This window comes from Microbacterium azadirachtae (assembly GCF_000956505.1).
In the GTDB taxonomy this organism is placed as follows: domain Bacteria; phylum Actinomycetota; class Actinomycetes; order Actinomycetales; family Microbacteriaceae; genus Microbacterium; species Microbacterium azadirachtae_A.
On the sequence record NZ_JYIX01000036.1, the window covers coordinates 74,449 to 92,402 of the forward strand.

The window sequence follows — 17,954 nt, forward strand, 5'->3', positions numbered from 1 at the left end:
CGCGTTCTGTTCGACGAGTTCAACGTACCGCGGCGTGCGCTGTTCCCAGGGCGCGGTCCGCAACGATGCCGGGCTCGACGTAGGATCCGAACATGCCCGCCTATTTCGAGCGCATCGACGCGTCCTCCTTCCGTCCGACCTCGGCCGTCGAGGGGGCATGGAGCACGGAGGAGCAGCACATCGCGCCGTCGCTGGGGCTCATCGCGCACGCGGTCGAGAAGGAGCACGCCGAGCGCCGTGGCGGGGATCTGCAACTCGGACGGATCTCGTACGACATCCTCGGCACGATCCCGATCGAGCGCGTGGACCTCGACATCCGGATCCTCCGCCCCGGGCGCACGATCGAGCTCGTCGAAGCGGTGCTGAGCCAGGCCGGCCGGGCGGCTGTGATCGCCAGGGCCTGGTTCATGCAGACCGCGGACACCCGGGCGCTGGCCGGCAGCGCGCTACCGGCGATGCCGGGTCGCGATGAGCTCGATCCTTGGGCGATGGGCGATCACTGGCCCGGCGGCGCCGTGCGCAGTGTGGACTTCCATCGCGGGCAGCGGCAGCCGGGGCACGCGTGGGGCTGGCTGCGGCCGCGAGTCCCGCTGCTGGAGGGGGAGCGGATCGGGCCGATCGCGCGGCTGCTCGGCATGGTCGACTTCGCCAACGGGCTGACGCTGCGCCTGGCTCCGACCGAAGTCGCGTTCCCGAACGTCGATCTCACCTGTCACCTGTTCGCGGTTCCCGCAGGCGAATGGATCGGTTTCGACACCACGGTCTCGATCGGCCCGACCGGGCTCGGGCTCACGGACACGGTGCTGCACGACGAACGCGGACCGGTGGGGACGGTGCAGCAGATCCTCACCGTGCGACCCCTGCACCCTTGAGGCGACCGGGTCGGGAACAGGTCAGGGCAGGAGGCCGGCGGTGCGGGCCAGCGTCACGGCTTCGGTCCGCCGGTGGGCGCCGAGCTTGCGCATCGCCGCGCGCAGGTAGCTCTTCACCGTCTCTGCGCCGAGATCGAGGCGCGCGCCGATCTCGGCGTTGGTGCAGCCGATCGCGACCAGGGCCAGCACGTCGATCTCGCGAGCGGTCAGCGCGGGCCGCTCGCGGGCGGGCTCGGTCGCGGTGAGTCGGGCGGCGATGTCGTCGATGCGGCGGCGCAGCCCTTCGTCTCCGACGCTGCCGGCCAGGGCCCGCAGTTCCGCGTGGGCGATCCGCACCTCCTCCCATTCCGGACGTGTCGGCCCCGTGCGAGCCTCGCGCATGAGCGCTGCCGTCTCCACGGCGCGCAGCCGCCGGACGGTCGCCTCGGACACCGCGATCTCGAACGCCAGCCGCTGCGCGGACTGCTGCATCGCGTCGAGCGTGCGCGCGCCGAGCTGCGCCGAAGTCCGCAGGGCGCCGTACAGCACAGCGCGCACCGAGCCGTCGACGACCACCGGCGCTCCCACGATCGAACGCAGCCGCTCCTGCGACACCGGCCCGTCGTACTGGTGGCTGATGCCGTCGTCGTGGAGGTAGTCCGTGACGGTCTGGATCCGCGCACCGGCGAGCACACGGCCGCCGAGCCCGTTGCCGGAGCGGATCACCAGCCCGTCCAGCACGGAGGTCAGGCACCCGGCGGTCGCGGTGATCGGGTACAGCCGTCCGCTCCGATCCACCGCGCCGGCGAAGGCGACGGGCAGCCCGGTGTCGCGCCGCACCGTGGCGACGGCCGTCTTCAGCGAAGGCTCCACATCGACTCCTTGCGTCGATCACACTGTGCCACCACCGGCCGCACGGGTCCACCCCCGTTCGGGGGTGCCGATCGGGACAGCAGCACCGGATCCTGTGCTCATGCGCAATGAAGCACAGATCTCGTACTCGTCCGGAATCGCATCCACCCCTCTGCTCGGGCAGACCATCGGTGAGATGCTCGATCGGATCGCCGACCTGCATCCCGACCGGGAGGCGCTCGTGGAGTCCGCCAGCGGGCGGCGCTGGACCTTCGCCCAGCTGCGCGGCGAGATCGACCGACTGGCGCTCGGCCTGCGCGCCAGAGGTGTCGAGAAGGGCGACCGCGTCGGCATCTGGTCGCCGAATTGCGCCGAGTGGGTGCTGACGCAGTATGCGACCGCGCGCCTCGGGGCGATCCTGGTCAACATCAATCCGGCCTATCGGACGAGCGAGGTCGAGTACGTGATCGGGCAGTCCGGGTTGCGGCTCATGGTGAGTGCAGCCTCGTTCCGGACCACGGACTATGCGGCGATGCTCGCGGAGGTCGGGTTCGACGACGTGCTGTTCATCGGGACGCCCGCCTGGGACGAGACGCTCGCCGTCGGCGCGGCAGCGGATCCGGCGGCGCTCGCCGCGAGCGCCGCCGCTCTGACCTTCGACCAGCCCATCAACATCCAGTACACGTCGGGCACGACCGGATTCCCCAAGGGCGCCACGCTTTCGCACCACAACATCCTCAACAACGGCTTCTTCGTGGGGGAGGGCGTGCACTACACCGAGGAGGACCGCGTGTGCGTGCCGGTGCCGCTGTACCACTGCTTCGGCATGGTGATGGGGGTGCTCGGCGCGCATTCGCACGGCGCGTGCGTCGTGCTGCCCGCGCCGGTCTTCGATCCCGAGAAGACGCTCGAGGCCGTGCACGCCGAACGCTGCACGTCGCTGTACGGCGTGCCGACGATGTTCATCGCCGAGCTCGCGCACCCGCGCTTCGCCGAGTTCGATCTGACGTCGCTCCGCACCGGGATCATGGCCGGATCCCCGTGCCCCGTCGAGGTCATGGAACGGGTTGTCGCCGAGATGCACATGCCGGAGGTGGCGATCTGCTACGGCATGACGGAGACCTCCCCGGTGTCCACGATGACCTCGCGCGAGGACGATCTCGCCGCGCGCACGCAGACCATCGGCGCCGTCATGCCGTTCATCGAGGTGAAGGTCGTCGACGAGGACGGACTCGTCGTTCCGCGCGGGATGCCGGGGGAGTTCTGCACGCGCGGGTACTCGGTCATGCTCGGCTACTGGAACGAACCGGACAAGACCATGGAGGCGATCGACGCCGGACGCTGGATGCACACCGGCGACATCGCGACCATGGACCTGGACGGTCGGCTCAACATCGTCGGCCGGATCAAGGACATGATCCTGCGCGGTGGCGAGAACATCTACCCGCGCGAGATCGAGGAGTTCCTCTACCGCCACCCCGACGTCGGCGACGTGCAGGTGATCGGCGTGCCCGACGCGAAGTACGGCGAGGAGGTCATGGCCTGGATCGTGATGCGGCCCGACGCGGAGCCGCTCACGGCGGACGCCGTCCGGGAGTTCGCCACAGGCCGGCTCGCGCACTTCAAGATCCCGAGGTATGTGCACCTCGTCGACGCGTTCCCGATGACCGTGACCGGTAAGGTGCGCAAGGTCGAGATGCGCGAGATGGCCGTGGAGATCCTGGGGCTGTAGCGGGATCGAAACCGTCCTCTAGGATCGGGCCGTGGCGACGTGGGATCAGGTGGGCAGGCGAAGGCCCGTCGTGCTCCCGCCACGGATCTTCTTTGCTCTGCGCCGTCTCTCGCCCTGGGTGATGCTCCTCGGAATGAGCGCCTGGGGCGTCCTCCTGATGCTCCTGACTCCTGTACTCGGCGTTTCTCACCCTCAGGAGGTCTGGGGAATCGAGCTCCCGATCGCCCTGGCCGCGATCGGACTCTGGCTGATCGTGACGCTGCTCCTGCTCTGCGCTCGCCCCGGCTCCGTGCTCGCTCACCAAGACGATCCGGACAGGAGTCGAATCGTGATCGTCCGGGGGCCGGGCGATCGGTGGCGTGTTCTGTTCGCTTTCTCAGCCCCGGTCTGTGGATTGCTCGGAGTAGCGCTCTTGGGCAGCGTGGCGGAGACCATCGATTCGTTCGTGCGCGATGAGCCGCTCCCGCTCTGGAAGATTGCCGCGTATGGCGGGATGCTGCTCGTCGGCGCCACGGCGATCATCCCGGCGATGCGAGTCTTTCTCCATGGAATCGAGTTGATGCCGGAGCGAGTGGTCGCAGGCGGCTACTTCCGCACGCGCGCATTCGATCGAGCGGACATCCGGAAGGTCCGTATCACCGACGTGCCCTGGTGGTCGTCTCTGATGTTCACCGCAGTCAAGATGGACGTGCTGAACACCCTGGCGATCGTGCGGACGGACGGGACTCAGGTCATACTCCCCGCGAGCAACTGCCGTTTCGAGGACCTGCACCCCGCCCGCGATGTCATTCAGGCCTGGATCGACCGTTCGGGAAGCCGGTGAGTCAGGCGGGCGCCACCGGCTGGCGCAGGATCGTACGGCGCTTCTCCGGAGCCACCCGACGGGCGTCGCTCAGGTAGATCTCGTGGTGCAGGCCCGCCAGGCGCAGACCCTGCTCCGGGATCATCTCGTCGTGCAGGCGCTCGAGGAGCGGTGCCTCGTCGTCGAAGGAGCCGACGTGCAGCGTCTGCATGCAGAGCCCCTCCGACAGGGACAGTATCCGCAGGTCGTCGAGCCGCGGCGGCGTCTTCTTCGCACGGACGGTCGCGACCACGGCGTCCGCGAACGCATCGTCGATCCACTCCGGGACGAGGATCAGCATCGTCCAGTCCCAGCGCGACTTGTCGCGCGCCGTCGTGAACGCGTCCATGTCCTCCGCCCACCACAGCCCCTCCAGTGGCGGGACGACGTAGTCCCTGTCGAGCTCGCGCTTGCTGGCGAACTTCAGCGCGTAGGCGACCGGGTACAGCGTCTCGAGGGCCTCGGCGTAGGCGGGAGCCGAGTTCGGATCGCCGTGCCCGTCGATCGCGAGGTAGCGGTTCGCGGGCAGGTCGACGAGGCGGAACTCGCCGGTGCGCGCACGGTAGCCGTCCAGGCTCTTGGTGAGGTCGATCTTGGTCCCCGTCGTCATGGGTCCATTCCAGCACGGGGGTCCGACACCGGATCCGGAGCCGACACCTCAGGAACAGGCATACCGTTGAGGGTGGGCGCGAAAGCTGCGCCCATGGCAACGACAGAGAGAAGCACGATGAGCACCCCGGGTCTGGAGAACGACGTCACCGAGAAGTTCAAGGGGGCGTTCCGGCATCACCCCGCCGGCGTCGCACTGGTGACGGGGATCGCCCCGGACGGTCCCGTGGGACTCACGCTGTCGAGCGTCGCCTCGGTGAGCGCCGACCCCGCCGTGCTCGTCTTCTCCGTCACGCGCGCGACCGGCAGCGCGGGAGGGATCCTCGCGGCGCCCAGTGCGCTCGTGCACTTCCTCGTCGCGGGGCAGGAGCCCATCGCCGATGCGTTCGCCCGGACGGGCCAGCCGCGCTTCACCGCTGAGCAGGGGTTCCAGACGCTGCCCACGGGCGAGCCGTTCCTCCCGTCGGCCCGGATCGCGGTGCGCGGCACCATCCGCGAGACGCACCCGGTCGGGCCCTCGGCGCTCGTGCTGCTCGATGTGCTCGATGTGCTCGAGGGCACTCCCGGGGCGCCTCTGCTCTACGTCGACCGCCACTACGACAGCCTGGTCTCCTCGGCGGCGGCGGTCGAAGTCCCGCGGGGCTGAGCGCCGAACCACGTCCGGACGGCTTGCCAGCCGGACCGTTCTGAACGAAGGTGGAGCCATGTCCGTGACCCTGATCCTTCCGCTTTCCGCGCCGCTGGGCGTCGGGCGCATCGTCGCCGTGGACGAGGAGTCCCGCGCGGTGCGCATCCGGGACCTGACCACGGGCGTCGTCTACCGCGTGCCGGGATCCGTCCTTCCCGAGCTCGGAGCGCTGCCCTGGCGCGGCCGCGTGGAGGCGTGCAGCGTGCTGGCGACCGAGGAGGGCGTGGTCACCGAGCTCGTGCTCGACGCGGTGCCGGGTGGCGCCGTCGACCTCCGCGGAGCCGCGGTCGCGCTCGAAGGCGCTGAGGAGGCGGCTGCCGCGGCCAAGGCCCAGGCCGCGATCTGGGGCGGTACGGATCGTCCTCCGCAGGAGGAGCAGCCGCGCTTCTGGTGAGCGCCTGCGCACGTCACTGGAAATCCCTGGAGTGATGCGCCACGCCCACCTGCAGCGACTCGAACGCGTCGGCCAGCAGGTTGGTGACGCCTTCGGGGGAGCGCTCCAGGATGCCGCGCACGATCAATGCGGGTGACTCACGGGCGATCCGGCGGTAGCGCAGCCACACCCCCTGCGTGCAGATGACGTTCACCAGGCCGTGCTCGTCCTCGAGGTTGAGGAAGGTCACGCCGCCCGCCGTGGACGGACGCTGCCGGTGGGTCACGAGGCCCGCCGTCTCGACCCGGCGGCCGTTCTCGTGCGTGCGCAGTGCGGAGGAGGTCAGCACCCCGCGCGCATCCAACCCCGGGCGGAAGTGGGCGAGCGGGTGGTCGTCGGTGGACACCCCGGTCGCCCAGAGGTCGGCGGTGAGGATCTCATAGCTGGTCTGGTCGCCGAACAGGGGAGGCTGCACCGCGACGACTGTGTCCGGCAGATAGCGGGCGCGGTCCTCCGCGGCGGATCCGGCGAGCCAGATCGCCTCCCTGCGCTGCAGCCCGAGGGAGTCGAACGCCCCGGCGGTGGCGAGGGCCTCCACCTGGGCGGCGGTGAGGTCGGTGCGGCGCACGAGGTCGTTCAGATCCCGGTACGGGCCGCGCGCATCGCGTTCGGCGACGATCCGCTCCGCCGTCTTCTCGCCGATCCCGGTGACGCCGGCGAGCCCGAGACGGACGGCGTAACGGCCGTCCCTGCGGTGCGCGGCGGTCTCGTCCGCGGCTTTCGGATCGAACGGATCAGGGTCCGTGCCGGGAGGGCGGGCCGGGAGCTGATGCGTGCATGACTCCCGTCCGGTGCGCCCGGTCGCCGCCGGATCCACCGGCTCCAGGGTCTCCGTCGCCCCGGAGAGCCGGATGTCGGGCCGGTGCACCTCGACCCCGTGCCGACGGGCGTCGCCGGTGAGCGTCGCTGCGGAGTAGAACCCCATGGGCTGGGAGCGCAGGAGTCCGGCGAGGAACGCGGCGGGGTAGTGCAGCTTGAGCCAGGAGCTCGCGTAGACGAGCAGCGCGAACGAGAGGGAGTGGGACTCCGCGAAGCCGAAGTCGGAGAAGGCCTGGATCTGCGCGTAGATGCGATCCGCGGTCTCCCCGTCCAGCCCGTGCCGGTGCATGCCCGTGTACAGGCTCTCCCGGATGCTGTCGATCTTCTCCAGACCCCGTTTGGATCCCATCGCACGGCGCAGCGTGTCGGCCTCGTCGGCGGTGCAGTCGCCGAGCGTGGTCGCCATCTGGATGAGCTGCTCCTGGAAGACCGGGATGCCCAGCGTGCGACTCAGCACCGGCTCCAGCTTCGGATGCGCGTAGGTGACCTTCTCCTGGCCGAGCTTGCGGCGTACGAAGGGGTGCACCGCCCCGCCCTGGATGGGGCCGGGACGGATGAGGGCGATCTGGATCGCGAGCTCGTAGAACTCCCTCGGCTGGAGGCGAGGGAGCAGCCCCATCTGCGCGCGGGACTCGACCTGGAACACCCCGATCGTGTCGGCGCGGCAGAGCATGTCGTAGACCGCGGGCTCCTCCTTCGGCAGGGAGTCCAGCGTCCACTCCTCGCCGGTGGCCTCGCGCACCAGGTCGAAGCAGTGCCGCAGGGCGGAGAGCATCCCGAGCCCGAGCAGGTCGAACTTCACCAGCCCCATCCAGGCCGCGGCGTCCTTGTCCCACTGGATGACGGTGCGCTTCTCCATCCGGGCGTGCTCGACGGGAACGACCTCGCCGACCGGGCGCCGGGTGAGCACCATGCCGCCGGAGTGGATCCCCAGGTGGCGGGGCGCGCGCAGCAGCTCATCGGCGTAGGCGACCACCTGCTCCGGGATGTCGTGGTCTGGAACGGGGCTCAGATCCAGCCCCCAGCGCTCCACCTGACGCGACCAGGCGTCCTGCTGGCCCGGGGAGTGCCCGAGCGCGCGGGCCATGTCGCGCACCGCGTTCTTCGGGCGGTACTGGATGACGTTCGCGACCTGCGCGGCGTTCTCCCGCCCGTAGCTCTCGTAGACCCACTGGATGATCTCCTCGCGCCGCCCCGAGTCGAAGTCGACGTCGATGTCCGGCTCCTCGGTGCGGGTCGTGGCGAGGAAGCGCTCGAAGGGCAGGCCGTAGAGGATCGGATCCACCGCGGTGATGCCGAGCAGATAGCAGACCACGCTCGCGGCGGCGGATCCGCGTCCCTGGCACAGGATCCCGCGGTCCTTCGCCTCCTTCACGATCCCGTGCACGATGAGGAAGTAGCCCGGGAAGTCCTTCTCCTCGATCACGTTCAGCTCCCGCTCGATGCGGCTTCTTCCCTCGGCGGTGAGCTCCTTGGGGGTGTGCTCCGGATACCTCTCCGGCACCGCCGCCCAGACCAGCGCCCGCAGGTGGCTCATCGGGGTCTCGCCCGCGGGGACGCTCATCGTGGGCAGGGCCGGCTTGGCGCGGCGCAGCGGGAAGGCGCAGGCCTCGGCGATCTCGAGCCCCGCCGCGATCGCCCCCGGATAGCGGGCGAAGCGCGCCGTCATCTCCGCCCCGGAGCGCAGGTGCGCGGTGCCGTGCGCGGGCAGCCAGCCCTCGAGCTCCCGCATGCTGCGGGTGGCGCGCACGGCGGCGATCGCCTCGGCGAGCTCCGCCCGCTCCGGCGCCGCGTAGTGCACGTTGTTCGTCGCGACCATGGGCAGGCCGTACCGGAGCGCGAGGGCGGCGAGGGCGTCGTTGCGCCGGCTGTCGAGCGGATCGCCGTGGTCGATGAGCTCGACGGCGACCCGGTCCGTGCCGAACAGGTCGACGAGGGTGAGCAGCGCCCGCTCCGCGCCCTCCGGCCCCTCCCGTTCGAGGGCGCTGCGGACGCCGCCCTTGCGGCAGCCGGTGAGGATCGTCCAATGCCCCTCGGCGCGGTTCGCCAGCGACTCGATCTCGTAGAACGGCCGCCCCTTCTCGCCCCCGCGCAGCTGCGCTTCGGTGATCGCGGCGGAGAGGCGGTGGTAGCCCTCCTCGCCACGGGCCAGCACGAGCAGGTGCTCGCCGAGCGGATCCGGGAGGCCCCGGCGCTCCGGGGGCGGCAGGAGCCCGGAGCGACCTCGTGCGCCGGGACCGTTCGCATCGGGGCCGGGGAGCGACAGCTCCGCCCCGAACACGGTCTGCAGCGGCGGCCCTGCGGGCTCGGCGTCGGCGTCTTCCCCTCTCTCCGCCTTCGTCTTCTTCTCCGCGTTCGCCAGGGACTCCGCGGCCTCGGCGAAGTTCGCGGCACCGTAGAAGCCGTCGTGGTCGGTGATCGCGAGGGCGGTGAGCCCGAGTCGCTGCGCCTCGGCGATGAGGGCCTCGGGGGAGGATGCGCCGTCGAGGAAGGAGTACGAGGAATGGGCGTGCAGCTCGGCGTAGGGGACCGCGTTCTTCGGTCGCTCGATCCCCTCCATCCGGATGGGCGGGCGCTTGTGCATGCGGGAGGGCGCGTCCACCGCGATCTGCTGATGCAGCGGACCGGCACCGTCCGGGGCTTCGCCGTCTGGGGCGCGGTCGCGGGGTGCTCTGCCGCTGAGGGTGCGCTCCAGTGCGGTCCAGGACATGTCCGGGTTGTGGAAGCCCATCAGTGGTACCTCCCTTCGGCCAGCCAGTGTCCGCCACCGGCTCCGGCTCCGCCGGTGGTGATGTGCAGCACCAGCCAGGCCCGCTCCTGCTCGTCCACGAGCTGCAGGCGCTCGCCGCGGAACGCGCCCGCCGGATCCCCGCGCCGGTCCCGCACCGGCCAGGGGCCCGCCCAGGAGAGCACCGCGCAGTCGTCGACGGCCGCCGGCTCGGCGGTGAGCAGCCCGCGACCGTCGATCTCGACAGTGCTGCCATCGGCCGCGGTCACCGCGATCGGCCGCGGTGGAGCGAACACCTCGGCCGGCAGCGGATCCGGCAGCTGTCCCGGCCAGGGCTGATCCGCGGGCCGGGTCGGCACGACCCGTTCGCCCCAGGGGGTGAGCTGCTGCCGGTCGGAGACGAGGCGCCCGCCGGCCACGACCGCGGTGACCACGCCCTCGTGGCCGAGCAGGGTCTGCACACGGGAGACGGCGTGGTGCAGCCGCTCGTCGGTGCCTGATCCGAACAGTCCTGGCTGATGGTGCGCGGCGTCGTCGACGGCGATGGGGGCGATCCGCACCCGGACGATGCCCCTGAATCGGTGCGCCTCGTCGTCGTCGCCGGAAGCGGCGGTCTCGGCGGCCAGCGACTCCAGCTGCCAGCGAACGCGGTCGACCAGGTCGGAGGCCTCGAAACAGGTGGGATGCAGCCAGGTGCGCGAGGTGACCTGCTCGTCGTCGTCCGTGAGATCGATCCGCACCTCGGTGCACACCAGCGAGGCCTTCGCGAGGGCGAGGATCACAGCATCCGCGCTCTGCCGGACGGCGAACGCGATCTGGTCGGACTGCCCGAGGGGCGACTCGAACTCGATCTCCGAGACGAGCTCCGGATCCGGCGGGCGGGGCACGACGGGACGGGAGTCCGCGCCCGCGGCCAGGGCGTGCAGGCGCGCGCCGTGCTCGCCGAAGCGCGCCCGCAGCCGTTCCGCCCCGAGAGCGGTGAGCTCGCCGAGGGTGCGCACGCCGAGGCGGAGCAGCAGCGCGGTCACCTCCGGATCCTGCAGAGCTTGCACGGGCAGCGGGGCGAGGAAGGCGGCGGAGGCGCCTGCGTCGACCACGAGCACCGGATCCGCGCCGCGCGCCGCGAGCTCGGCCGTGAACGGCCCGTCCGCGATCCCGATCCGCACTTCGGGGTGCCCCTCCTCGGCGAGCCGGACGTGCAGGGCGCGCGCGGCCTCGCCCTCCCCGCCGTGGAAGCGCGCGACGCCGCGGGCGCGGAGCAGTGCGAGCCCCGGCCGGAGCAGCTGCGCTCCGGGAGCCTGCTCCTCGATCAGGCGCAGGACGGGCAGGAACGCCCGTTCGTCCCTGCCCGGATCCGCGGGCAGGATGCGCAGGTTCGGCAGCAGCCCCTGCGCCTCCCTGCGACGCTGCCCGACGCGGACGCCCTGGGCGCGCGCCGCCGCGCTGCAGGCGACCACTCTGTTCGCATGCAGGACCGCCGCTGGTTCGCCCGCCTCGGCGCCGAGGGCCGCGCGCAGCGGCCAGTCCGGGAACCACAGCACGATCACCCGGGTCGGTTCCTGCACCGCGGGGCTCATCCCGCCACCGCCAGGAGCGCCGGCGCGTCGGCGAGCGGACGCGGGGCGGCGTGCAGGGACGGGAGCGGGACGAGGCGGGGCGCCGCCGGGGCGACGGCCTCGACCATGCCGTGGGCGCCCGGCAGCCGCACCCGCACGCTCTGCGGCGCGGGGGAGCGCCGGGTGCGTGCGGTGACCGTCACCTCGCACTCCTCCAGCGCGCCCCAGCCGGATCCCAGTCCTCGCCAGTGCGGATCGTGCACCCGGAGGGATCCCTCGCTCTGCGGCCAGGCGGCGGAGGCGCCCGATGCCCCGGCGACGACCAGCAGTGTGCAGCCGCGATCGCGGAGCCGGGCGCTCAGCCGGCTCAGCTCCGCATCCCGCACGGAGGACGAGGGACGGATCGCGATGAGCGGGATCACCTCGCTCAGCGCGGAGACGACGGAGAGCCAGCGCGGCCCTGGAGCGGGGACGAGGAGGAGGCGGTCCAGATCCACACCGTGCCCGGCCAGCGCCTCGACGCCCAGGGTGGGCATGCCGACGGCGGCGCACCACGCGCCGGTGCGCGAGGCGCCGGCGAGCAGCGCCCCGATGAGGCCGGGGGAGGGGGAGAGGTCGTACGTCGTGCCGACCTGCAGGCCCCCTTCGGGGAGGATCGGCTCGAGGGGCGGGGGCACCGGGATCAGCGGCAGGTCGCTCCGGCGGCGCTGCATGCGCGTGATCTCGCGGCGCAGACGCAGCACGTCCTCGGCGCGGGTGTCGGCGTCGGGGACGATCATGGAAGCGAGCGTCATCCCCATGACCTCCATTCTCGAATATCTCTTCTAATACTGCAACTGCAAAGAAGACGATAACTCGTACATCCGACATGGAGGAGAGGGGGCTCAGATGACGGGGCCGGCCTCCTGGCGCACGTCCTCATGGAGGTGCAGGATGCGCAGCGTGCCGTCCGTCCGGTGCTGCAGCACGGCGGTGTTGCGCGACAGCTCGGGAGAGACCGCGACGCCGTGGGCGTCCGTCCCGTCCACCCGCAGCCACCAGGTCGCGACGAGGACACCGCCGACCTCGCGCACGCGGAGATCCTCGACGGTCAGCGAGGTCTCCGTCCAGGCCGGCGCGCTCGGCTCCGCCGCGATCTCGGTGCGGCGACCGCGGAGCGCGGCGAGCTCCTCGAGCCCCGTCACCAGGGCGTCGGAGGCGGAGTCGAAGATCGTCACGTCCTCCGCGAGGCGGGCATCGATCGCCGAGGGAGCGCCGCGCAGATAGTCGTCGTACATCCCCGTCAGCAGGCGGTGCACGTCCTCGTGGGGCAGGGGGCGAGAGGTCGGATCCATCGCGCGAGGCTATCAGTCCGCGCGACGGGTCCCGCCCGTCACGCCGTTGACCCTCGCCGACCGCGGGAGTAGACAGGAGGTTCCCACGGCGCGGTGCGGAGGAGATCCCATGCGAGTGACAGTGGCGATGCAGTCCCTGATCCGGACGATCGGGAAGACCAAGGGGCTCGATCCCGCGGCGGAGAAGCTGAGCGGCTGGGTCGAAACGGCCACGCGCTCCACGCCCGTGAAGAACGCGCTCTCCGGATCCTGGCTGGGGCATCAGGTCCATCCGATGCTCACGGACCTGCCGATCGGGGCGTGGGGCGCGGCCACGGTGCTCGATCTGACCGGGGCGGATCCGGCGGCGTCGCGGCGTCTCGTCGGCCTCGGCATCCTCGCCTCCGCGCCGACGGCGGCCGCGGGCGCCTCCGACTGGTCGTCCCTGTACGGCCCCGCGAAACGGGTCGGCCTGATCCACGCCGCCGCGAACGCGACGGCCTCCGTCCTGCAGATCACCTCCTGGCTGGTGCGGCGCCGCGGGCACCACGGCGCCGGCGCCGCGCTCAGCCTGCTGGGGTTGAGCCTCACCCTCGGCTCGTCGTACCTCGGCGGGCACCTCTCGTTCGTGCGCGGCACCGGCGTGAACCACACGGCGTTCCAGGGCACGGTGCGACGCTGGACGGACGTGGGGGCGGACGCCGATCTCGTCGAAGGCGCCCGGTCGCGGGTCATGGTCGGCGAGGTCCCCGTGCTGCTCATCCGGGCAGGCAGCGCCCTGCATGCGATCTCCGCCGTCTGCAGCCACCAGGGCGGCCCGCTCGACGAGGGGAAGCTCGGCGCGGACGGCTGCGTCACCTGTCCGTGGCACGGCAGCAGGTTCCGCATCGAGGACGGCTCGGTGCAGCGAGGGCCGGCGAGCGTGCCGCAGCCGCGCTGGGAGGCGAAGGTCGAGGACGGGCGGATCCTGCTCCGTTCGGCCTGACCGCGCCCGACGGCCGAGTCCGGTTATCCACACCCCGCTCACGACGGTCGCGCCGATCTCCTAGCGTCGGGGCATGGATCCTGCTGCGGTGGTCGTCGTGCTGGCGCACCTCGTCCTGCTCGGGATCGGGATCCGGCTGATCGCCGTGGACATCGCCACGCACCGGCTCCCGGACCGGATCGTGCTGCCGACGCTCGGGGGAGCGCTCCTGCTCGCGCTTGCCGACGCCGTGTTCGCGGGCGGAGGTGCGAGACTGCTCGGAGCGCTGTGGGGGATGCTGATCCTCGGCGGCTTCTATGCGCTGCTCCGGGCGCTGAGCCGCGAGGGCATGGGCGGCGGCGATGTGAAGCTCGGCGCGCTCATCGGGCTGGTGCTGGGCTGGCACGGCTGGCAGGCGCTCCTGGTGGGCGCGGCGTCCGCGTTCGTGCTGGGCGCCGCGCACGCGCTCTGGCTCATTGCGCTGCGCCGTGCGACCGGCTCGACGCACCTCGCGTTCGGCCCGTGGATGATCGTCGGCAGTGCGCTCGGCGTCGCGGCCGCGTGACGAGCCCGCGCGACGAACCGTCACGGAGGGGACCGTGCGAGGAACGCCGTATCGGGATCGCGTCCTGCGCGCGGGCGGGGGATTAGGGTGAGCACATGGCACTCGCACGGCTTCACGGCGGCCCGCTGGACGGGCAGATCCTCCCCCTCGCCGCGGAGGACGACAAGCTGATCCTCCCTTACAGCGAGACCCAGGTGGTCTACAACCGCCGGGGCGAGCCGAAGAACACCGGCCCGCACGACGGACCCACCGAGGTGGAGTACTGGTACGAGGAGTCCCTCGAGGACATCGTCCCGTCCGATGACTGAACCGTCGCGCACGCTCGAGGTCGAGCGCAAGTACGACGTCGACGGCAACACTCCGCTGCCCGCCTGGGACGCGATCCCCGGCGTCGATGCGGTGACGGAGGGCGAGCCCCGCGCTCTGGACGCCCGGTACTTCGACACCGCCGAGGGCGATCTCGCGCGGGCGGGCGTGGCGCTGCGGCGCCGCACCGGCGGTCCGGACGAGGGGTGGCACGTGAAGGGCCCGCGCAACCGCAACGGGCGCCTCGAGCTGGGCTGGCCGCTCGGCGAGGGCGATGACGAGCTGCCGTCTGCGGTCGCCGAGATCGTCGCGCAGTGGACGACGCGTCCGGTCTTCCCGCTCGCCCGCATCGAGAACGCCCGCACCGCCTACCTGCTCACCGGGCCGGGCGGGGTGGTGGCCGAGTTCGTGGACGATCACGTCCGCGGCACGGATCTGCGCCGCGGCGGTCAGCGGGAATGGCGCGAGTGGGAGATGGAGCTGGGGCCGGCGGCCCCGGCGGACGATGCGGGGCGCGACGCCTTCTTCCGGGCGGTCGAGCAGGCGGTCGTCGCGGCCGGCGGCCGGGAGTCGCTCTCGGGATCGAAGCTCGGGCGCGCACTCGGATTCTGAGCGGTCCGGATCCGCAAGCCCCTTCCTGCCACGCGGGCGGCATGCTTGAGTGGCACCATGAGCAGCCCGGTGATGCTGAGGTCCCTGCAGACGGTGGTGCCGGACACGATCCTGCATCAGGACGAGGTGCGCGACGTGTTCGCCGCGCAGCCGGGGCTCTCCCGGCTGGCGCGGCGGATCGTCACCGCCTCGTTCGACGGATCCGGCATCGACACCCGCCGCACCGTGCTCGACGAGCTCACGTGGACGGCGACCGACGCGGAGCCGGTGTTCTTCGACCGCGCGACGGGGGAGCTGCTGTCCCCGGCCACCGGCGTCCGCAACGACGTCTACGTCCGCGAGGCCGGCCGGCTGTTCATCGCCGCGGCGCGCGCCGCGCTCGAGGCTGACCCTGAGGTCGGGCCCGCCGATGTCACGCACGTCGTCACGGTCTCCTGCACGGGCTTCCATGCCCCGGGGCCGGAGTACGAGATCGTGCGCGCGCTGGGCCTCTCCGATTCCGTGCAGCGCTACCACCTCGGTTTCATGGGCTGCTACGCCTCGATGCCGGCATTGCGTGCGGCCAGTCAGTTCTGCGTCGCGGATCCGAATGCCGTGGTGCTGGTGGTCAGCGTCGAGCTCTGCACGCTGCATCTGCGCTCCTCGGAGGATCCGGACGTGATCGTCGCCTCCTCGCTGTTCGCCGACGGTGCGGCGGCAGGCATCGTCACGGCACGCCCGTCCGCCGCCCCGGGGCTGCGCCTCGACCGCTTCCACACCGCGATCGCCCCGCAGGGTCGGAATGACATGGCGTGGACGATCGGCGACCACGGCTTCGAGATGACCCTCTCCACCGCGGTGCCCCAGATCATCGGCGAGACCATCGTCGATGCGCTCCGCCCGCTCTATGTCGGGGAGCTCGGCGCGCCCTTCGAGGACGGCAGGATCGGCGAGGAGGTGCGGCACTGGGCGATCCATCCCGGTGGTCGCAGCATCCTCGACCGGGTGCAGGACCGGCTCGCGCTCAGCGATGCGCAGCTGCACCCCGCCCGCGAGACGCTGCGGCGGCACGGGAACATGTCCAGTGCGACGATCCTGTTCGTGCTGCGGCGCATCCTGGAGGAGGAGGGCGCGCGCGACGGCGAACGCGTGTCCGCGATGGCGTTCGGGCCCGGCCTGACCGCGGAGAGCGCGCTGATGACGGTCGTCGGCGCGGAGGGCGATGGGCGCTGACCTGTCCGCCCGCGCCGTCGACGTGCGCGAGTTGATGGACGACCCCGCCGCCGATCCGCAGACGCTGGAGCGCACCTACCGGCGCTTCGGCGCGGTGAACGCCGTGGTCTCCCGCCCCGGCGCACTGTACCGGGGCGACATCAGGCCCCGGGCGAGGGCGGGCCTGGTGCGGATCCTGGACGTGGGGGCCGGCGGGGGAGACCTCTGCCGCGCGCTCGCCGCGCGGCTCGGCCGCGACGGACTCCCGGCCGAGATCATCGCGCTCGACGCGGACGAACGCGCCACGGCCTGGGCCGCCGCGCACGACGGCCGGGCGGGGGTGATCTATCGGTGCGCGCTCGTCGCCGATCTGGTCCGGGCGGGCGAGGTCTACGACATCGTGCTGTCCAACCACATGCTGCACCACCTCGGTGCGGCCGAGCTGCAGGACATGCTCGCCGATACCGCGCGCCTCGCGGGACCGTCGGGACTCGTGGTGCATCGCGACATCGCGCGCAGCCGCACCGCCTACGCCCTGTTCGCGATGGGGACGTGGCCGTTCGCCGGAAACCTGCTGGCAGGATCCTTCATCCGCGCCGACGGGCTGACCAGTATCCGCCGGTCGTACACGGCCGCGGAGCTCGCCGCCGTCGCGCCGGCGGGGTGGACCGTGCGGCGCGGGCTGCCCTCCCGCCTCGAGCTGCGCCGGGAGCCGGGCGATGAGCGATCCTGAGCAGCTGCTGGTCAGCACCACGGTGCTCGACCACGACGTCGTGATCGTCGGCGCTGGCCCGGTCGGGATGCTGCTGGCCTGCCTGCTCGCCCAGGACGGCATCGACGTCGTGGTCTGCGAACGCCGCAGGGACGAGGATCCGCGCAGCCGCGCGATCGGAATACACGCGCCGGGCCTGGAGATGCTCGATCGCGCAGGGGTGGGAGCAGCGGCGCGGGCGGCATCGCTCGCGCTCGAGGGCGGCGACGTGCTCAGCCGAGGCCGCGTCCTCGCGTCGCTCGACTTCTCCGCGCACCGGCCCGTGCGCGTGCTCCCGCAGCAGCGGACGCACGCTCTGCTGCGGGAGCGGCTGCAGACGCTGTCCGCGGGCGCTCTGCATCCTGGCTGCAGCGTGCGCGCGGTCAGGGACGAGGGGGAGTTCGTGCGGCTCGCCGTGGACCGGCCCGCCGGTCGGCAGGAGGTCACCGCCGCCTTCGTGGTGCTCGCGGACGGCGTGCACAGCACTCTGCGCCGGGAGCTCGGCTTCGAATGGCGCCGTCGCCCCGGCCGCGCCGCGTACACGATGGCCGATGTCCCCGACCCCGCGGCCGGGGTGCGCGCCCAGCTGCACTGCGAACCCGGGGGGATCGTCGAGGCGTTCCCGCTGCCCGGCGGCATGCGGCGCTGGGTGCTGCGGGGCGGCGGCCTGCACTCCGGGGCGGAGTTCCGTATCGCGATCGCGGAGCGGATCGGGCGGGAACCGGCGATCGGCGACGAGGTCCGGCCGACGGGCTTCGTCGCGGCCCAGCATCTGAGCCGGACCGTCGCCCGAGGCCGGGTGGCGCTGCTCGGCGACGCCGCGCACGAGATCAGCCCGATCGGCGGGCAGGGCATGAACCTGGGCTGGGTGAACGCCGGCCGGCTGGCCGCGGCGCTGCGCACGGCCCTGGTCGAGGGTGACCGGGATCTCGGCGGCTACGCGCACGGGGCTCTGCGCGCCGCTCGCGCCGCGCAGAGGCGGAGCGCGTTCTACATGACCATGGGCGCTCCGGCGCAGGGCGTTCCGCTCGCCACACGCGAGACGCTCATCCGGGTCCTGGGCTCGGGGCCGCTCCGTTCCTGGGCCTCCGGACTGGTGACGATGCGGGGCTTCTGACTGCATACGGGGCGGACGACAGAGGG

The 17,954-nt window shown here is 72.0% G+C and carries 18 protein-coding genes; 12 read left to right on the forward strand and 6 right to left on the reverse strand.

All coding sequences use genetic code 11. The features are described 5' to 3' along the window. Nucleotides 1-92 precede the first annotated feature (92 nt). Entirely contained in the window at nt 93-872 is a 780-nt protein-coding gene (locus RS86_RS11685; protein ID WP_045272436.1) for a thioesterase family protein, read from the forward strand. Nucleotides 873-893: 21 nt separating this feature from the next. Here RS86_RS11685 and RS86_RS11690 read toward each other — a convergent pair whose 3' ends face one another. Then, nucleotides 894-1,724, reverse strand: a complete 831-nt coding sequence (locus RS86_RS11690) for a helix-turn-helix transcriptional regulator (protein ID WP_045272437.1) — start codon at nt 1,722-1,724, stop codon at nt 894-896. Nucleotides 1,725-1,824: 100 nt separating this feature from the next. Here RS86_RS11690 and RS86_RS11695 point away from each other — a divergent pair, with 100 nt between their 5' ends. Beyond that, nucleotides 1,825-3,435, forward strand: coding sequence for an AMP-binding protein (locus RS86_RS11695; protein ID WP_045272438.1), 1,611 nt, complete (start codon nt 1,825-1,827; stop codon nt 3,433-3,435). 31 nt (nt 3,436-3,466) lie between these two features. Beyond that, nucleotides 3,467-4,258, forward strand: coding sequence for a PH domain-containing protein (locus RS86_RS11700; protein ID WP_045272439.1), 792 nt, complete (start codon nt 3,467-3,469; stop codon nt 4,256-4,258). Nucleotide 4,259: 1 nt separating this feature from the next. Here the strand turns inward: RS86_RS11700 and RS86_RS11705 are convergent, their stop codons facing one another. Next, nucleotides 4,260-4,886 carry a GyrI-like domain-containing protein gene (locus tag RS86_RS11705; RefSeq protein ID WP_045272440.1) on the reverse strand — a complete coding sequence of 209 codons (627 nt, stop codon included), beginning with the start codon at nt 4,884-4,886 and terminating at the stop codon, nt 4,260-4,262. Between the two features lie 117 nt (nt 4,887-5,003). On the opposite strand from RS86_RS11705, the gene RS86_RS11710 reads away from it, so the two are divergent. Further along, nucleotides 5,004-5,531 (forward strand): flavin reductase family protein, encoded by a 528-nt coding sequence (locus RS86_RS11710; RefSeq protein WP_045272441.1) that lies wholly within the window; start codon nt 5,004-5,006, stop codon nt 5,529-5,531. Nucleotides 5,532-5,589: 58 nt separating this feature from the next. Then, nucleotides 5,590-5,967: a hypothetical protein gene (locus RS86_RS11715; RefSeq protein ID WP_052680229.1), complete on the forward strand. Its 378-nt coding sequence runs from the start codon at nt 5,590-5,592 to the stop codon at nt 5,965-5,967. A gap of 13 nt (nt 5,968-5,980) precedes the next feature. On the opposite strand, the gene RS86_RS11720 is transcribed toward RS86_RS11715, so the two are convergent. From RS86_RS11720 to RS86_RS11735, 4 genes are all read right to left on the reverse strand, one after another. Next, nucleotides 5,981-9,556, reverse strand: coding sequence for an error-prone DNA polymerase (locus RS86_RS11720; protein WP_045272442.1), 3,576 nt, complete (start codon nt 9,554-9,556; stop codon nt 5,981-5,983). After that, nucleotides 9,556-11,118 carry a DNA polymerase Y family protein gene (locus RS86_RS11725; protein ID WP_327037102.1) on the reverse strand — a complete coding sequence of 521 codons (1,563 nt, stop codon included), beginning with the start codon at nt 11,116-11,118 and terminating at the stop codon, nt 9,556-9,558. Before RS86_RS11725 ends, RS86_RS11720 begins: the two co-directional genes overlap by 1 nt. A gap of 8 nt (nt 11,119-11,126) precedes the next feature. After that, on the reverse strand, nt 11,127-11,903 hold the full coding sequence (locus RS86_RS11730; protein WP_152642151.1) for a hypothetical protein: 777 nt from the start codon (nt 11,901-11,903) through the stop codon (nt 11,127-11,129). Nucleotides 11,904-11,993: 90 nt separating this feature from the next. Beyond that, complete coding sequence (locus RS86_RS11735) at nt 11,994-12,443, reverse strand: nuclear transport factor 2 family protein (protein ID WP_045272444.1); 450 nt, start codon at nt 12,441-12,443, stop codon at nt 11,994-11,996. A 109-nt stretch (nt 12,444-12,552) separates the two neighbouring features. Between RS86_RS11735 and RS86_RS11740 the strand changes: the two genes are divergently transcribed. From RS86_RS11740 to RS86_RS11770, 7 genes are all read left to right on the forward strand, one after another. After that, nucleotides 12,553-13,407: a Rieske 2Fe-2S domain-containing protein gene (locus tag RS86_RS11740; RefSeq protein ID WP_052680231.1), complete on the forward strand. Its 855-nt coding sequence runs from the start codon at nt 12,553-12,555 to the stop codon at nt 13,405-13,407. A 73-nt stretch (nt 13,408-13,480) separates the two neighbouring features. Further along, entirely contained in the window at nt 13,481-13,951 is a 471-nt protein-coding gene (locus RS86_RS11745) for a prepilin peptidase (RefSeq protein ID WP_045272446.1), read from the forward strand. A gap of 95 nt (nt 13,952-14,046) precedes the next feature. Further along, nucleotides 14,047-14,259, forward strand: coding sequence for a hypothetical protein (locus RS86_RS11750; protein ID WP_045272447.1), 213 nt, complete (start codon nt 14,047-14,049; stop codon nt 14,257-14,259). Next, complete coding sequence (locus tag RS86_RS11755) at nt 14,252-14,869, forward strand: CYTH domain-containing protein (RefSeq protein WP_045272448.1); 618 nt, start codon at nt 14,252-14,254, stop codon at nt 14,867-14,869. Before RS86_RS11750 ends, RS86_RS11755 begins: the two co-directional genes overlap by 8 nt. A 57-nt stretch (nt 14,870-14,926) precedes the next feature. Next, nucleotides 14,927-16,081 carry a type III polyketide synthase gene (locus RS86_RS11760; protein WP_235281761.1) on the forward strand — a complete coding sequence of 385 codons (1,155 nt, stop codon included), beginning with the start codon at nt 14,927-14,929 and terminating at the stop codon, nt 16,079-16,081. Then, the gene (locus tag RS86_RS11765; RefSeq protein ID WP_045272450.1) at nt 16,071-16,793 is read left to right on the forward strand and encodes a methyltransferase domain-containing protein; all 723 of its coding nucleotides are present in this window, start codon (nt 16,071-16,073) and stop codon (nt 16,791-16,793) included. The genes RS86_RS11760 and RS86_RS11765 overlap by 11 nt, the downstream gene beginning before the upstream one ends. Beyond that, nucleotides 16,780-17,928, forward strand: a complete 1,149-nt coding sequence (locus RS86_RS11770) for an FAD-dependent oxidoreductase (RefSeq protein ID WP_052680232.1) — start codon at nt 16,780-16,782, stop codon at nt 17,926-17,928. The genes RS86_RS11765 and RS86_RS11770 overlap by 14 nt, the downstream gene beginning before the upstream one ends. The last annotated feature ends 26 nt before the right edge of the window (nt 17,929-17,954 follow it).

Coding starts and splice junctions, on each gene's coding strand:
- RS86_RS11765 (WP_045272450.1), top strand. CDS start 16,071: ATGGGCGCTGACCTGTCCGCCCGCGCCGTCGACGTGCGCGAGTTGATG.
- RS86_RS11750 (WP_045272447.1), top strand. CDS start 14,047: ATGGCACTCGCACGGCTTCACGGCGGCCCGCTGGACGGGCAGATCCTC.
- RS86_RS11740 (WP_052680231.1), top strand. CDS start 12,553: ATGCGAGTGACAGTGGCGATGCAGTCCCTGATCCGGACGATCGGGAAG.
- RS86_RS11735 (WP_045272444.1), bottom strand. CDS start 12,443: ATGGATCCGACCTCTCGCCCCCTGCCCCACGAGGACGTGCACCGCCTG.
- RS86_RS11710 (WP_045272441.1), top strand. CDS start 5,004: ATGAGCACCCCGGGTCTGGAGAACGACGTCACCGAGAAGTTCAAGGGG.
- RS86_RS11705 (WP_045272440.1), bottom strand. CDS start 4,886: ATGACGACGGGGACCAAGATCGACCTCACCAAGAGCCTGGACGGCTAC.
- RS86_RS11715 (WP_052680229.1), top strand. CDS start 5,590: ATGTCCGTGACCCTGATCCTTCCGCTTTCCGCGCCGCTGGGCGTCGGG.
- RS86_RS11770 (WP_052680232.1), top strand. CDS start 16,780: ATGAGCGATCCTGAGCAGCTGCTGGTCAGCACCACGGTGCTCGACCAC.
- RS86_RS11760 (WP_235281761.1), top strand. CDS start 14,927: ATGAGCAGCCCGGTGATGCTGAGGTCCCTGCAGACGGTGGTGCCGGAC.
- RS86_RS11755 (WP_045272448.1), top strand. CDS start 14,252: ATGACTGAACCGTCGCGCACGCTCGAGGTCGAGCGCAAGTACGACGTC.
- RS86_RS11745 (WP_045272446.1), top strand. CDS start 13,481: ATGGATCCTGCTGCGGTGGTCGTCGTGCTGGCGCACCTCGTCCTGCTC.
- RS86_RS11730 (WP_152642151.1), bottom strand. CDS start 11,903: ATGACGCTCGCTTCCATGATCGTCCCCGACGCCGACACCCGCGCCGAG.
- RS86_RS11720 (WP_045272442.1), bottom strand. CDS start 9,556: ATGGGCTTCCACAACCCGGACATGTCCTGGACCGCACTGGAGCGCACC.
- RS86_RS11685 (WP_045272436.1), top strand. CDS start 93: ATGCCCGCCTATTTCGAGCGCATCGACGCGTCCTCCTTCCGTCCGACC.
- RS86_RS11695 (WP_045272438.1), top strand. CDS start 1,825: ATGCGCAATGAAGCACAGATCTCGTACTCGTCCGGAATCGCATCCACC.